At 63.0% G+C, this 14,420-nt stretch carries 16 protein-coding genes, 1 pseudogene and 1 riboswitch; of the genes and pseudogenes, 13 read left to right on the top strand and 4 right to left on the bottom strand.

The features are described 5' to 3' along the window. Positions 1-9: 9 nt before the first annotated feature. Positions 10-762: a crotonase/enoyl-CoA hydratase family protein gene (locus tag ACFSOZ_RS34730; protein WP_379105705.1), complete on the top strand. Its 753-nt coding sequence runs from the start codon at positions 10-12 to the stop codon at positions 760-762. A gap of 110 nt (positions 763-872) precedes the next feature. Here ACFSOZ_RS34730 and pdxH read toward each other — a convergent pair whose 3' ends face one another. Continuing rightward, a complete protein-coding gene (gene pdxH, locus ACFSOZ_RS34735) occupies positions 873-1,490 on the bottom strand; it encodes a pyridoxamine 5'-phosphate oxidase (protein ID WP_379105707.1) in 618 nt (205 codons plus the stop codon). 57 nt (positions 1,491-1,547) lie between these two features. Here pdxH and ACFSOZ_RS34740 point away from each other — a divergent pair, with 57 nt between their 5' ends. From ACFSOZ_RS34740 to ACFSOZ_RS34755, 4 genes are all read left to right on the top strand, one after another. Further along, positions 1,548-2,009, top strand: a complete 462-nt coding sequence (locus ACFSOZ_RS34740) for an RT0821/Lpp0805 family surface protein (protein ID WP_379105709.1) — start codon at positions 1,548-1,550, stop codon at positions 2,007-2,009. Between the two features lie 99 nt (positions 2,010-2,108). Further along, positions 2,109-3,038: a DnaJ C-terminal domain-containing protein gene (locus ACFSOZ_RS34745; RefSeq protein WP_379105711.1), complete on the top strand. Its 930-nt coding sequence runs from the start codon at positions 2,109-2,111 to the stop codon at positions 3,036-3,038. A gap of 105 nt (positions 3,039-3,143) precedes the next feature. Beyond that, complete coding sequence (gene fabI / locus ACFSOZ_RS34750) at positions 3,144-3,962, top strand: enoyl-ACP reductase FabI (protein ID WP_379105713.1); 819 nt, start codon at positions 3,144-3,146, stop codon at positions 3,960-3,962. Positions 3,963-4,008: 46 nt separating this feature from the next. Next, the gene (locus ACFSOZ_RS34755; RefSeq protein ID WP_379105715.1) at positions 4,009-4,596 is read left to right on the top strand and encodes a histidine phosphatase family protein; all 588 of its coding nucleotides are present in this window, start codon (positions 4,009-4,011) and stop codon (positions 4,594-4,596) included. Between the two features lie 127 nt (positions 4,597-4,723). Here the strand turns inward: ACFSOZ_RS34755 and ACFSOZ_RS34760 are convergent, their stop codons facing one another. Next, positions 4,724-4,984, bottom strand: coding sequence for a DUF1344 domain-containing protein (locus tag ACFSOZ_RS34760; RefSeq protein WP_379105717.1), 261 nt, complete (start codon positions 4,982-4,984; stop codon positions 4,724-4,726). A 282-nt stretch (positions 4,985-5,266) separates the two neighbouring features. Between ACFSOZ_RS34760 and aroC the strand changes: the two genes are divergently transcribed. Beyond that, positions 5,267-6,385 carry a chorismate synthase gene (gene aroC, locus ACFSOZ_RS34765; RefSeq protein WP_379105719.1) on the top strand — a complete coding sequence of 373 codons (1,119 nt, stop codon included), beginning with the start codon at positions 5,267-5,269 and terminating at the stop codon, positions 6,383-6,385. Positions 6,386-6,511: 126 nt separating this feature from the next. Next, complete coding sequence (gene ribB, locus ACFSOZ_RS34770) at positions 6,512-7,612, top strand: 3,4-dihydroxy-2-butanone-4-phosphate synthase (protein ID WP_379105720.1); 1,101 nt, start codon at positions 6,512-6,514, stop codon at positions 7,610-7,612. Positions 7,613-7,665: 53 nt separating this feature from the next. On the opposite strand, the gene ACFSOZ_RS34775 is transcribed toward ribB, so the two are convergent. After that, positions 7,666-8,889, bottom strand: coding sequence for an MFS transporter (locus tag ACFSOZ_RS34775; protein WP_379105721.1), 1,224 nt, complete (start codon positions 8,887-8,889; stop codon positions 7,666-7,668). A 121-nt stretch (positions 8,890-9,010) separates the two neighbouring features. Between ACFSOZ_RS34775 and ACFSOZ_RS34780 the strand changes: the two genes are divergently transcribed. Both ACFSOZ_RS34780 and ACFSOZ_RS34785 read left to right on the top strand, forming a co-directional pair. Next, positions 9,011-9,619, top strand: coding sequence for a TetR/AcrR family transcriptional regulator (locus tag ACFSOZ_RS34780; RefSeq protein ID WP_379106619.1), 609 nt, complete (start codon positions 9,011-9,013; stop codon positions 9,617-9,619). 95 nt (positions 9,620-9,714) lie between these two features. Continuing rightward, positions 9,715-10,698, top strand: a complete 984-nt coding sequence (locus ACFSOZ_RS34785; RefSeq protein WP_379105722.1) for a hypothetical protein — start codon at positions 9,715-9,717, stop codon at positions 10,696-10,698. Between the two features lie 92 nt (positions 10,699-10,790). On the opposite strand, the pseudogene bluB reads toward ACFSOZ_RS34785, so the two are convergent. Next, positions 10,791-11,450: pseudogene (gene bluB / locus ACFSOZ_RS34790) on the bottom strand (5,6-dimethylbenzimidazole synthase); the annotation flags it as partial. A gap of 100 nt (positions 11,451-11,550) precedes the next feature. Beyond that, a riboswitch (cobalamin riboswitch) is annotated at positions 11,551-11,730 on the bottom strand. Positions 11,731-11,850: 120 nt separating this feature from the next. Here bluB and ACFSOZ_RS34795 point away from each other — a divergent pair. From ACFSOZ_RS34795 to ACFSOZ_RS34810, 4 genes are all read left to right on the top strand, one after another. Further along, positions 11,851-12,777, top strand: coding sequence for a histone deacetylase family protein (locus tag ACFSOZ_RS34795; RefSeq protein WP_379105723.1), 927 nt, complete (start codon positions 11,851-11,853; stop codon positions 12,775-12,777). Positions 12,778-12,780: 3 nt separating this feature from the next. Then, positions 12,781-13,032 carry an exodeoxyribonuclease VII small subunit gene (locus tag ACFSOZ_RS34800; protein ID WP_379105724.1) on the top strand — a complete coding sequence of 84 codons (252 nt, stop codon included), beginning with the start codon at positions 12,781-12,783 and terminating at the stop codon, positions 13,030-13,032. 111 nt (positions 13,033-13,143) lie between these two features. Beyond that, positions 13,144-13,410 (top strand): DUF2277 domain-containing protein, encoded by a 267-nt coding sequence (locus ACFSOZ_RS34805; protein WP_379106621.1) that lies wholly within the window; start codon positions 13,144-13,146, stop codon positions 13,408-13,410. A 34-nt stretch (positions 13,411-13,444) separates the two neighbouring features. Beyond that, positions 13,445-14,365 (top strand): pirin family protein, encoded by a 921-nt coding sequence (locus ACFSOZ_RS34810; RefSeq protein WP_379105726.1) that lies wholly within the window; start codon positions 13,445-13,447, stop codon positions 14,363-14,365. The last annotated feature ends 55 nt before the right edge of the window (positions 14,366-14,420 follow it).

Below are 14,420 nucleotides of genomic sequence, written 5' to 3' on the forward strand. Positions count from 1 at the left end.
GAAGAAACCGTGACAGACCATATCCTCGTCGAGCGCCAGGGCGCCATCCAGATCATCCGCATGAACCGCCCGGACAAGAAGAACGCCTTGACGCGCGCCATGTATGCGAAGATGTCGCAGACCCTGGCCGAGGGTGACGCCGACCCCGCGATCCGCGTCCATGTCTTCCTCGGTGTGCCCGGCGCCTTCTCCTCCGGTAACGACCTTGCCGATTTCATGGTCGTCGCCACAGGCGGCGACGGGGGCACGGAGGTCTGGGACTTCCTGATGGCGCTGGCCAGGGTCGAGAAACCCATTGTCTCCGGCGTCGACGGCATCGCGGTCGGCATCGGTACGACGCTCAACCTGCATTGCGACCTGACCTTCGCCACGCCGCGGACCGTGTTCAGGACGCCTTTCGTCGACCTCGGCCTGGTGCCCGAGGCGGGATCGAGCCTGTTGGCGCCGCGGATCCTGGGGCAGCAAGCTGCTTTCGCGCTGCTCGGCCTTGGCGAGGGATTTTCGGCAGAGCGCGCGAAGGCCACTGGCCTGATCTACGAGGTTGTCGAGGAAGCGGCGCTGGAGGCCTCGGTGTTGGCGGCGGCCGGCCAGATTGCCGCCAAGCCGCCGCAGGCGCTGAAGATCGCGCGCGACCTGATGCGCGGCTCGCGTGACGACCTCGTCGCCCGCATCGGCGAGGAAAGCGAACATTTTCGCGCGCGGCTGAAATCGGATGAGGCGCGCGCCGCGCTCACCGCGTTCATGACCAGAAAGAAAGCCTGAGCCTCTCTTTAGAGCAATTCCAGGAAAAGTGTGAAACGGTTTTCCGTCCGGAATTGCGTCAAAACAAAGAGATAGAGCGGTTCGGCGTTCCCGTAAAACGATGAACCGCCCTAGGGATAAAGCCTCGTCTTGTCCCAACCGTCCCCGGCTTTGCGTGAAAAGACGACGCGGTCATGCAGCCGGAAGGGTCGATCGTGCCAGAACTCGATGGTCGTGGGCACGATGCGGAAGCCCGACCAATGCTTTGGCCGCGGAATTTCGCCGATCGCATAGCGCGCCGTGTATTCGGCCACCGCCTTTTCCAGCGCAAAGCGGCTTTCCAGCGGCCGCGATTGTTTCGAGGCCCAGGCGCCGATACGGCTGCCACGCGGCCGCGTCGCGTAGTAGGCGTCGGCTTCGGCCTCGCTGACGATCTCCACCGGGCCACGAATGCGCACTTGCCGGCGCAGCGATTTCCAATGGAAACACATCGCCGCCTTCATGCTGCCAAGAATTTCCTGGCCCTTGGCGCTCTCGAAATTCGTGTAGAACACAAACCCGCCTTCATCGAACCCCTTGAGCAGCACCATCCGCACATCCGGCATGCCGTCGGCATCGACGGTCGCCAGCGCCACGCCGTTGGGGTCGTTCATTTCGCTCTTGGTGGCGTCTTCCAGCCATGCGGCAAAGAGGCGAAACGGCTCCGCCGCCTCCGTAAAGTCACTGGTTGTTAACTCTGTGTCACTCATAGTTTTTCTCAAATTGCACGAAGCCAAGATTCTTATGGCGCGGGGGGAGGTTGCCGATTGTCGCGTATCGCGCAAGCTTTTGACAGCAGGCAAGGCAGCCTAATTGCTTCAGCCAGCGCCAAGGCCGCGATCGTGATGATCGTTCTGCCGCTTGCCGCCTGCGGCGCGGGTGGCTTCAGCCTGGAAAAAGCCGAAGTCGATCGCTCGATCCTGACCAGCAGCACCTCTGCCCCATCTGCGCCGGTCGGTTCGGATCGCGACTCCGACCAGACGACGATCGGCAATGCGGTGTCCTCGGCCGACATCGAGCAACTCGGCGGCCAGGCCGTGCCGTGGGCGAATGCCGGCACAGGGTCACGTGGTTCCATCACCGAACTGGCGGAATTGAAGGACAAGGGCCAGACATGCCGCCGTTTCAGGGCCTCACGCGAAAGCTTTGACGGCGTTGCCATGTTCGAAGGCGAACTCTGCCTGGCCAGTGCCGGCGGCTGGCACATGCAGGACTTCAAGGCGCTCTGACTTTCCGCTTTTGATATGCTGCTCGGCCACTGGAATTTCTTCCTATGCGAGCGCATATAGGAGGCAACCACAGTTTCACTCCTTTCCAGGGCAGTAAGCATGCGCGACCCCTATGAGGTGCTGGGCGTTGCCAAGAACGCATCGGCCAAGGACATAAAATCGGCATACCGGAAACTCGCCAAGAAGCATCATCCGGACCAGAATCCGAATGATCCCAAGGCGAAGGACCGTTTTGCCGCGGCCAACCAGGCCTATGAGATCGTCGGCGACGAGAAGAATCGCGCCGCGTTCGATCGCGGCGAGATCGACGCCGACGGCAAGCCGCGTTTCCAGGGTTTTGAGGGCGCCGCCGGTGGCGGTGATCCCTTCGGCGGGTTTCGCCGGCAGCAAGGGGCCGGTGGTTCGCGATTCGAATTCCGTTCGGGGCGTCCGGGCGGTGATCCGTTCGACGGCAACAGCGATATCTTCAGCCAGATTTTCGGCGACGCCTTTTCGGGCGCGCGCGGCGCCGGCACCGGCGATCGCCGGCAGCCGGCGACCGCCGCCGATCTGAACGTGACGCTCGACGTGACCATCGAGGAAGCGGCGACCGCCGAAAAGGTGACGGCGATGTTTCCCGACGGCCGCAAGGTGGCGGTCAAGCTGCCGGCCTATGTCGAGGACGGCCAGACCATCCGGCTGAAGGGGCAAGGCGAGCAAGGGCCGGGTCAGCCGGGCGATGCGCTTGTCAAGATCCATCTGCGCCGGCATCCACGCTACCGCATCGAGGGCCGCGACCTGCATGCCGATCTGCCGGTGGCGCTGGCGGATGCTGTGCTCGGTGCCAAGGTGCCCGTCGAGACCCCGACCGGCAAGCTCGCGGTCAACCTTCCCGCCTGGTCGAGTTCGGACAAGGTCCTGCGGCTCAAGGGCAGGGGCCTGCCGGAGAAGGCCGGTGGCCATGGCGATCTCTATGCCCATGTGCGGATCATGCTGCCGGAAGGCGGCGATAGCGCGCTCGAAGCGCTGTTGCGCAGCCAAAAAGGCTGATTGCGGCTTTTGTCCCCCGAACTGTCCGGTTTGAACGCTTGAAGGGGCCCTGTGCCTGTGCGATAGGGCACTCCACATTGCAGGAATCTTGCGGAGAGCGCTCACATGGCGGGTGGACAGGGCCTTATGGCCGGCAAGCGCGGCCTTATTCTTGGCGTCGCCAACAACAGATCGATCGCCTATGGCATCGCCAAGTCGTGCGTCGACCATGGCGCCGAGATCGCGCTCACCTATCAGGGCGAGGCGTTCAAGAAGCGTGTCGAGCCGCTGGCGGCGGAACTCGGCGCCTTTATCGCCGGCCATTGCGACGTCACCGATCCGGCGAGCCTGGACGAGGTTTTCGCCAATGTTGCCAAGCATTGGGGCAAGCTTGATTTTCTCGTCCACGCCATCGCTTTTTCCGACAAGGACGAGCTGACCGGCCGTTACGTCGAGACGACGCGCGATAATTTCCTGCGCACCATGGACATTTCGGTCTATTCCTTCACCACCATTGCCAAGCGCGCCGAAGCGCTGATGACCAATGGTGGCTCTCTGCTGACGCTGACCTATTATGGCGCCGAAAAGGTGATGCCGCACTACAACGTCATGGGTGTCGCCAAGGCGGCGCTCGAGGCCAGCGTGCGTTACCTGGCCGTCGATCTCGGCGCCAAGAAGATCCGCGTCAACGCCATCTCGGCCGGCCCGATCAAGACGCTCGCCGCATCCGGCATCGGCGATTTCCGCTATATCCTGAAGTGGAACGAATACAATTCGCCGCTGAAGCAGACGGTGACGCAGGAGGAAGTCGGTGATTCCGGCGTCTATTTCCTGTCCGATCTGTCGCGCGGCGTCACCGGTGAAGTGCATCACGTCGATTCGGGCTACCACGTCGTCGGCATGAAGGCGGTGGACGCGCCGGATATTTCGACGGTCAAGGAATAACACCCCACCAACCGTCGTCCATCCCGACCCTGCACCGGAAGACCTGATGTACCCGCTGGCTTACATCGTGCGCCACGGCCAGACCGCGTGGAACGCCGAGTTCCGGCTTCAGGGCCAGGCCGACACGGACATCAATGCGCTTGGCCGCGAACAGGCGACCGGCAACGGCGAACGGCTGGCCAAACTCGTCCACAACCCCCAGGATTTCGATTTCGTCGCAAGCCCGATGCGACGGACGCGCGAAACGATGCAGCGCATCCGTGCCGCGATGAAGCTCGATCCGGACGCCTATCGAACCGATCCTCGCCTGGTCGAAGTCAATTTCGGCGATTGGCAGGGGTTTACCTTTGCCGAGCTCAAGGCGCGGTATCCGGACGCGCGCCGGACGCGCGCGCTGGACAAATGGAACTTTCAGCCGCCCGGCGAGGGCGCGGAGAGTTACCAGATGCTGCTCGAACGGGTAAAGCCCTGGTTCGACGCGATGGAACGCCAGACGATTTGCGTGACCCATGGCGGGGTCATGCGGACCTTGTTTCGCTTCGTGCTTGGGATGGCAGAGGACGAGGCAGCGAACCTGGAAACCCCGCAGGACCGCGTGCTCAAACTCGAAGGCAAGAGCCTGGAGTGGCTATAGGCCACCCGGAGTAATCCAGGAAAAGTGCGTAGCGTTTTCCGTTCGGAATTACCCAAAACAAAAGGTTAGCGCGGCTCAGCGAAAAAAGCTGAACCGGCGCCACCGCATCCAATTCAGGTTGGAAGCTCTAATTCGCGGAACTGTCCGGCAGTTCCATGTCGGTGATGACGTTTTCGCCATTGGTCTCATCATAGGCGATGACGATGTCCATGCCCGGCTTCAGCGCGTCGAGATCTGTCTCGGCATTCAGCTTGTAGGATTTGCCGTCGTCGAGCGTCAGCGTCAGCGCATCCTTGTCGATCTTCTTGATCAGGCCTTCGGTCTGGCCGGCGAAAGCGGCGGTGGAAAGCAGCAGCGTGGCGGCGACGGCGCCAATCAGGGTACGCATTATCGTTCCTCGTTATCATTGCACCGGCATGGCGGCGGCAGGCGGTGGCTGGCGGATGGAAGAGAGCAGAAACCAACCGAATGTGTCAAAACTAAATCCGCCAGATCACAGTTTGACCCCTGTGAAAAACGCCAATAGAAGGCAGGCTGCAGCGCCGCTCGTCTTCCTGGACGCTCAAGGGACGCTGTAGCGCTTTTTGATTTGCGCGTGATCCTTTCCGAAATCGCGCCGATTTTCGGGATCATGCGCCAAGCCGGCTCCGACGCCGGGCAGGGTCGTTTTATGTCTCACAACACGTTCGGCCACCTTTTCCGCGTCACCACCTGGGGTGAAAGCCACGGCGCCGCACTCGGCTGCGTGGTCGACGGCTGTCCGCCCGGCATCCGCTTTACTCAGCGAGACATCCAGGCCGAACTCGACAAGCGCCGGCCGGGCCAGTCACGCTTCGTCACCCAGCGCCGCGAACCCGACGAGGTAAGGGTGCTGTCGGGCTTCATCCTCGACGAGGACGGCGAGACGATGATCACCACCGGCACGCCAGTCTCGATGCTGATCGAGAATGTCGACCAGCGCTCGAAGGACTATGGCGAGATCGCCCGCCAATACCGGCCCGGCCATGCCGACTACACCTATGACGTCAAATACGGCGTGCGCGATTATCGCGGTGGCGGCCGCTCTTCGGCTCGCGAGACGGCGGCGCGCGTGGCGGCCGGAGCCTTGGCCCGCAAGGTGGTGCCGGGCATGGTGGTGCGCGGCGCGCTGGTGTCGATGGGCGAAAAGTCGATCGATCGCGCCAACTGGAACTGGAATTTCATCGGCGACGCGGAAAATCCGTTCTTCACCCCCGATCCGGCTTCCGTTCCCGTCTTCACGCAGTATCTCGACGGCATCCGCAAGGCGGGTTCATCGGTCGGCGCGGTCATCGAGATCGTTGCCGATGGCGTTCCGGCAGGCCTCGGCGCACCGATCTACGCCAAGCTCGACCAGGACATTGCGTCCGGCCTGATGTCGATCAACGCCGTCAAGGGCGTCGAGATCGGCAACGGTTTTGAAGCCGCCCATATCACAGGCGAACAGAATGCCGACGAGATGCGCATGGGCAATGACGGCAAGCCGGTGTTCCTGTCGAACAATGCCGGCGGCATCCTCGGCGGCATCTCGACCGGCCAGGAAATCGTCGCCCGTTTCGCCGTCAAGCCGACCTCATCGATCCTGACGCCGCGAAAGTCGATCGACAAGGATGGTCACGACGTCGAGATCATGACCAAGGGCCGTCACGATCCATGCGTCGGCATCCGCGCCGTGCCGATCGGCGAGGCGATGGTTGCCTGCGCCATCGCCGATCACTATCTGCGTCATCGGGGACAGACAGGTAAGGGCAGTAGGGCAGTAGGGCAGTAGGGCAGTAGGGCAGTAGGGCAGTATGTTCACGCCGCCCGCCGAGACAGCCAAATTTTTCCTTTTCCCTACTGCCTTACTGCCGTACTCCCTTACTGCCCTATTCCCCTGCGAGTGAAACGAGCGCCTATGCCTTACGATCAGAAGAAAATCGTCGAAGCCCTGCGCGCTTTTGAACGCGGTGAGATCGTCGTCGTCATGGACGATGATGGGCGCGAGAACGAGGGCGACCTGATCGTCGCCGCCGTCCATTGCACGCCGGAGAAGATGGCGTTCATCATCCGTCACACCTCCGGCATCGTCTGCACGCCGATGCCGCGCGAGGAGGCCAAGCGGCTCAACCTGTCGCCGATGGTCGCCGACAATGATTCCGCCCACACCACCGCCTTCACCGTCAGCGTCGATTTCAAGCATGGCACGACGACCGGCATCTCGGCCGAGGACCGTACGCTGACCGTGCGCAATCTCGCCAACGGCAATGTCGGCGGCTCGGATTTCGTCCGTCCCGGCCACATCTTCCCGCTGATCGCGCGCGAGGGCGGAGTGCTGATGCGCTCGGGCCATACCGAAGCCGCGGTTGACTTGTGCAAGCTCGCCGGCCTGGCGCCGGTCGGCGTCATTTCGGAACTGGTCAATGACGACGGCACCGTCAAGCGCGGCCCGCAGGTTTCGGCCTTTGCCGAGGAGCATGGCCTCAAACAGGTTTCGGTCGCCGACCTCATCGCCTACCGCCAACGCAAGGAAACACTGGTCGAACGCGTGGCTTGCTCCGAAATCGACACGCTCGGCGGCAAGGCGCAGGTCTTCACCTACACGCTGCCCTGGGACTCCATGCATCACGTCGCCATTGTCTTCGGCGACATCCGCGACGGCGAGGAGGTGCCGGTGCGCCTGCACTCCGAGGATGTGGTGACCGATGTCTTCGGCACCACCCATCGGCTCGACGGCATCATGAAGGCGATGGGCGAGCGCAGGCGCGGCGTCATCGTCTATTTGCGGGAGGGCTCGGTTGGCGTCGCCCATCAGGAACGCAAGCGGCCGGCTTCGACCGATCGCGAGGATCACGAAGAGGCGCGCCGCCGTGAGAACGAGTGGCGCGAGATTGGTCTCGGCGCACAGATCCTCAAGGATCTCGGCATTTCGTCGATCAACCTGATCGCTTCGCGCGAACGCCACTATGTCGGTCTTGAGGGTTTTGGCATCCATATCGCCAAGACCGAGATTCTCTGAAGGGCAACCGCTGGGATAGCGCCCGGTCTGTTCGAAACCGGGCGCTTCAGGGATCATTCCGCCGGAACAGCAGCTGCTTCGCACCCGTCCAGGTCGCACTCTGGCGTGGCAAGGCTGCGCTGGCCAAGCAGTACGGTGGCCAGCGCGATCGTGCCTGAAGCCACCGACACCCAGAACCCGTTCTGCGCACCGAACGCGTCGACCACCGAGCCGGCCGCGAACGAGCCCAGCGCCATGCCGATGCCGATCCCTGTGGTCACCCAGGTGATGCCCTCGGTCAGCATCGCTTCCGGCACGTGCCGTTCGATCAGGCCGAAGGCCGTGATGAAGGTCGGCGAGATCGCCACGCCGCTGACGAAGACGGCCAGCGCCAGAAGCGGCACCGTGTCGGCGGCGAGCAACGGCAGCGCTGTGAGCGCGATGACGGCGACGGCGATAGCAAGTTGACGCTGCAGGGCCATTTTCAGGTTGAGCGCCCCGACGATGATGCCGAGCACGAACGACCCCAGCGCGTAGACACCGATGACCAGGCTTGCGGCGGCCGGCTGGCCAAGCTCCTTGGTGATCGCCACGGTGCTCACTTCCGTCGTCGCGAAGGTTGCGCCGATGAAGATCAGGGCGAAGGTGATGATCTGCACCGGCCGCAGGCGGATTGCCGAGCCGCGCGAACCCGGTTCCGCCGGCCGCACTTGCGGCTCGGTCGAACGCTGCAGGATGAAGGCCGCCGAACCGAGGGCAAGGAACAGCGTGCTCGCGAGCATTCCGGCTTCCGGGAACAGGGCGGCACTCAGGCCCACCGACAGCGATGCCCCGGCGATGTAGACCAGCTCGTCCGCCGCCGACTCGAAGGCAAACGCGGTGTTCATCTGGGGCCGCCCCCGGAAAATCTCGGTCCAGCGCGCGCGCACCATTGCCGGTATGCTGGGCATGGCCGCGGCCAGCAGTGCCGAGACGAACAGCGTCCATACCGGCCAGTCCTGATTGGCTGCCGCGATCAGGACCGCGAAAGCGAGCACGGAGATGATGGTGGTTGGCACGACGATCCGTGTTTGGCCAAGGCGATCCACGAGCCTTGATATTTGCGGCGCCACGAAAGCGTTGGCCAGCGCGAATGTCGCGGAAACGGCGCCGGCCAGCCAGTACTCGCCGCGCGTCTGCGACAGCATCGCCACGATGCCGATTGGCGCCATGGCGATCGGCAGGCGCGCCATGAAGCCCGCGCTTGCAAAGCCCTTGGCGCCGGGAGCGCGAAAGATTTCCGAATAGGGATTTTGCATGGTCCGGTTCCTCGACAAAGGCAGATTCGACAATTACATACGAAGCGTATGATTGTTAGATAGATCATACGCCGCGTATGTCAATTGGCATACGGTGCGTATGTTAATAGGTCCAGAAGCCATGCACAAACCTCGCAAGGAAATGATCGCCGAGACCCGCGCCAAGCTGATCGCGGCGGCCCGCCATGCCTTCGGTACGATCGGCTATGCCCAGGCCTCGATGGATGATTTCACTGCCTCGGCCGGGCTGACGCGCGGCGCACTCTATCATCACTTCGGCGACAAGAAGGGATTGCTGCAGGCGGTCATCGCCGAAATCGACGGCGAGATGGCGGCGCACGTGAACGAAGTGGCGTCGAGAGCGCCGACCCGCTGGCAGCATTTCGTCGACGAATGCACGACCTATATCGAGATGGCGTTGGAGCCGGAAATCCAGCGCATCATGTTCCGGGACGGCCCGGCCGTGCTGGGGGATCCGGCACAATGGCCGAATGCCAATGCGTGCATCGCTTCAATGACCGGCCATCTGACGACGTTGCAGGAGGAGGGGGTTGTCGTCCCCAGCCTCGACCCCGAAACCGCCTCGCGGCTGATCAACGGGGCGAGCAGTCAGGCGGCGCAACGGATCGCCAATTCGAGCGACCCCGAAGCGACGTCGAAGAAGGTGGTGACGGCGTTCAAGCAACTGCTCGAAGGCCTGCTCAAAAAGCCCGATCCGCAGCCGAACTGAAATCCACATAGGCGGTTCGGCGCCATTGCCCGCAATTGACAATAGCCGGTTTGAGCGCATCCTCTCGCGCCATCTCTGAAGCGGAGATTCGGGGCATGTGGGATTTCGATATCGGCAGGTCAGTGTCCATCATGACGCGGACCTGGCCCTTCATTCTCTTTCGCATGATCGTCTATTTCGGCATCACGCTGGCCTACATCATTGCGACCGGTACGGGCGCCTCCGTTGGCTATGGCGTCGGCCATATCTCCACCGATCCTGACGGCCCGCTGTCCTTTGCCTTTTGGGGCGGCGTGGTCGGTTTCGGCGTCGTCTCGATCGCCGTCTACTGGATCCGCGAATACATCCTCTACGTCGTCAAGGCCGGCCATATCGCCGTCATGGTCCATCTGATCGACGGCCGCGACATTCCCGACGGCCAGGACCAAATTGCCTACGCCAAGGACATCGTCACCCGGCGTTTTGCCGAGGCCAACATCCTTTTCGTCGTCGACCAGCTGGTCAAGGGTGCCATCCGCGCCATCACCGGCCTGATCGGCGGCATCGCCGCCTTCCTGCCAATTCCGGGCTTGGGCGGCCTGGTCTCCTTCATCAACACGGTGATCCGCCTGTCTCTGACCTATGTCGACGAGATCATCCTGGGCTACAACATCCGCATCAATTCAGCCTCGCCGTTCGAGACGGCGCGGCAAGGCGTCGTGCTCTACGCCCAGAACGGCCAGACCATGGTCAAGAACGCCGTCTGGCTGGCGGTCATCATGTGGGGGGTGTCCTTCGTCATCTTCCTGCTGATGCTGGCGCCTGCCGGCGCCATTCTTTTCCTCATGCCCGGGCAACTCGCCGGCTGGGCCTTCGTGCTCGCCATCGTCTTCGCCTGGGCCTTCAAGGCCGCCTTCATCGAACCCTTCGCCATCGCCTGCCTGATGCAGGTCTATTTCAGGACCATCGAGGGCCAGGTGCCCGATCCCGAGTGGGACGCCCGGCTGGCCGAGGCGTCGTCGAAGTTCAGCGAGCTCAAGGACAAGGCGCTGGCCTCCTTCGACGGCTCGCGCTGGGGTACGGCCGGCGCGACACACTGATCAGCGGCGGCCGCCGTCGCCGGTGCGGCGCCGACGGCGTTGAGGCGCGTTACGGTCGATTTGAGCGGCACTTCGCCTTGCCCGGAAAAAATCTCGCTCATGATCAGCTCCGGCAGCGGCAAGCGGCGTCCCCAGCCATGCGTTTCAAGGTCCGGTTTTGGCGCGAACTCCGAGACGCGGCCGACGCAGAGATAGGCGACCGGCGTCACATGCTCGGGAATTGACAGCAGGTCTTTCAACGCTTGCGCCTCGATGATGCTGACCCAGCCGACACCAACACCTTCGGCGCGCGCCGCCAGCCAGAAGTTCTGCACCGCGCAGACCGTGCTGTAGAGGTCCATCTCGGGATTGTGCCAGCGCCCCAGCGGCGAACCCTTCGAGCGCTGCCGGTCGCAGGTGATGCAGATGTTGAGCGCGCTTTCGCAGATGCCTTCCAGCTTGAGCTTGCGGTAGAGCGCCTGTCGCTCTTCCGCGATGGCTGGCAACTCCTGTTCGCGCGCCGCCAGGAACAGGTCGCGCACTTTCTGCCGTCGCTCGGCGTCGCGAATGACGATGAAGTTCCACGGCTGCATGAAGCCGACCGAGGGCGCGTGATGGGCCGCAAGCAGCAGCCGCGCCAGAACGTCATCGTCGAGCGCGGTCGGCAGGAAATGACTGCGGACGTCGCGCCGCGTGAACATGGCGTGGTAAACCGCATCGCGCGCACTCTGGTCAAATCCGTCGCCAACTGGAGCGGTCATGTGTTCCGGCATCGCGTGTCCCCTTGCGATTGCAGCAGTTCCAACTGTCAAAGCGTACTTTGTGCGTGCAAGTGGAGGCACATCGCTCTGATGCCGTCCGCCTGACCATGCGGATGACGATGTCTGCCAGGCCGGTCTTCTGGCTCGGGATCAACCCGCGTCCGGTGCCTTCCCGTCATCGACAGTGGCATTTACCGGCGCGGTCCCCCTCACAGCGTTGGGCACGCCACGGAATTTAACCGTGTTCCCGATTCTCCCGCTTGCGGCGGGCACCAGGCAGCGACACGACCTTACGCCGAAGCGCTGACGACGCCAATGCCTGCAGCGAAACCAAAGGACGCAGGCGTGATTTTCCCCAGTCATCAACCGCCTGCGCATGGCCTTTGTCGATCCGGGTCACTAGATTAGGGTGATGACCACCCGTCTCTACAGCCATCCGATCTTCCTCGAGCACATCACGCCGCCCGGCCATCCCGAGCGGCCCGACCGCTTGCGCGCCATCGAGCGGGTGCTCGACGACGAGGCTTTTGCCACGCTCGATCGTGTCCAGGCGCCGGAGGGCGACGAGGCCACCATCCTCTACGCGCATCCCGCCGATTTCGTCGCCCGCGTCCGCGCATCCATTCCCGACACTGGCATTGCCCGCATCGATGCCGACACCACCGCCAGCCCGAAGAGCTGGCAGGCGGCGATCACGGCGATTGGTGCTGCCAACGCTGCCGTGGACGACGTTTTCACAGGCCGCGCCGACAATGTCTTCGTCGCCGCCCGGCCGCCCGGCCACCATGCCGAAAAGACCACGGCCATGGGCTTCTGCCTCTTCAACACGGCGGCGATCGCGGCGCGCCATGCACAGAGGAAACATGGCGTCGAGCGCGTCGCCGTCGTCGACTGGGACGTGCATCACGGCAACGGCACGCAGGATATTTTCTGGGACGATCCGACGGTGCTCTATTGCTCGACGCACCAGATGCCGCTCTATCCCGGCACCGGGGCAAAGAGCGAGACCGGCGCCGGCAACATCGTCAACGCACCGTTGGCGCCGCAGACCGGCAGCGAGGTTTTCCGCGACGCCTTCCTGTCGCGGGTCCTGCCGGCGCTCGACAATTTCGCGCCGGACCTGATCATCATTTCGGCCGGGTTCGACGCGCATCACCGCGATCCATTGGCCGAAATCAACCTGACTGAGGATGATTTCGACTGGGCGACCGGCCAGCTGATGCAGCGCGCCACGCGCCACAGCGGCAACCGGCTCGTCAGCCTGCTCGAGGGTGGCTACGATCTGCAGGGACTGGCATTTTCGGTCGCCGCCCATGTCGGGCGACTGATGAAAGGATGAATGATGGCTGGTGAGACCAACGAAGACATCATGGCGATGAGCTTCGAACAGGCACTCGACGCGCTGGAGAAGATCGTCGATGATCTGGAGCGTGGCGACGTGCCGCTCGACCAATCGATCCGCATCTACGAGCGCGGCGAGGCGCTGAAGGCACATTGCGACCGGTTGCTGAAGGCCGCCGAGGACAAGGTCGAGAAGATCAGGCTGTCGCGCGACGGCAAGCCTGTTGGAACGGAGCCGCTCGACGCCGACTGAGGCATGCTCCCGAACGATGGTCTTTGCCTCACCGGTTTTTGGACATGATCATGATCGAGGATGGAATTCGTCTCGATTGAAACGGCTTCAGGAAGAGGAGGTTCGGAAACGATGTGCAGAAACATCAAGACCCTGTTCAATTTTGATCCGCCTGCAACCCATGACGAGGTGCGCGACGCCGCGCTTCAGTTTGTCCGCAAATTGAGCGGAACGACACGGCCCTCGAAACAGAACCAGCACGCGTTCGACCACGCCGTCGAGGCCATCGCGGCATCGGCGCGTGAGCTTCTCGATTCCCTCGAAACCCATCAGCATCCCCGCAATCGCGAAGAGGTGGCGGCCAAGGCGCGGGCAAAAGCCGCGGTCCGTTTTGCCTGACGCAAGTAGGCACGGCCGCTGACAAGGAGAGTGCATGAGCTTCTTCCCTGGGAAAGACCCTGAAGTCGGCGATGCCTTTGCCAGCGACCAGATCGAGCTGATGGTCATCCCGAACGCCAAGGACATTGGCGGTTTCCAGGTGCGCCGCGCGCTGCCGACCGCCAAAAGGCGGCTGGTCGGGCCCTTCATCTTCTTCGACCGCATGGGCCCGGCGATCCTGCGCGCCGGCCAGGCGCTCGATGTCCGTCCGCATCCGCATATCGGTCTGTCGACGGTGACCTACCTGTTCGACGGCAAGATCAGGCATCGCGATTCACTCGGCACCGAAATGGTCATCCAGCCCGGCGACGTGAATTTGATGACCGCCGGCCGCGGCATCGTTCATTCGGAACGCACGCCCGAAGAGTTGCGTGGCGCGCCGATGTCGGTCTCGGGCCTGCAGACATGGCTGGCATTGCCGGACGGCAAGGAAGAAGTGGCCCCGGTGTTCGAAAACACCGCGGCACTTCGACTTCCCGAGATCGATGCCGAAGGCGTCAGCGGGCGCATCGTCATCGGCGATTTCCAGGGGCTGCGGTCCCCGGTGAGGGCCGACTCCGAGACGCTTTATGCCGATCTGCGCCTGGCGCCCGGTGCCAGCGTAAAGATTCCCGCCGACGCGGAAGAGCGCGCCATCTACACGCTCGAAGGCGAGGTCTCGATTTCAGGCGACGTTTTCCCGGCCGAGCGCTTGCTGGTGTTCCGGCCGGGTGACGAGATCGTTGTGTCGTCGCAGACTGGCGCGCATTTCATGCTGTTCGGTGGCGCCTCGCTCGGCTCGAAGCGTTACATCTGGTGGAATTTCGTCTCGTCGTCGAAGGAGCGCATCGAGCAGGCCAAGCAGGAATGGAAGACGGGCCGCTTCGATATCGTTCCCGGCGATGAGGAAGAATTCATCCCGCTGCCGGAAAGCTAGGGCATGATCCCGAACCGGTTTTCGGAAGAGATCATGCCCAACAGCTAGAACCACA

The sequence above is a fragment of the Mesorhizobium newzealandense genome, from assembly GCF_042682145.1.
GTDB classification, from domain to species: domain Bacteria; phylum Pseudomonadota; class Alphaproteobacteria; order Rhizobiales; family Rhizobiaceae; genus Mesorhizobium; species Mesorhizobium newzealandense.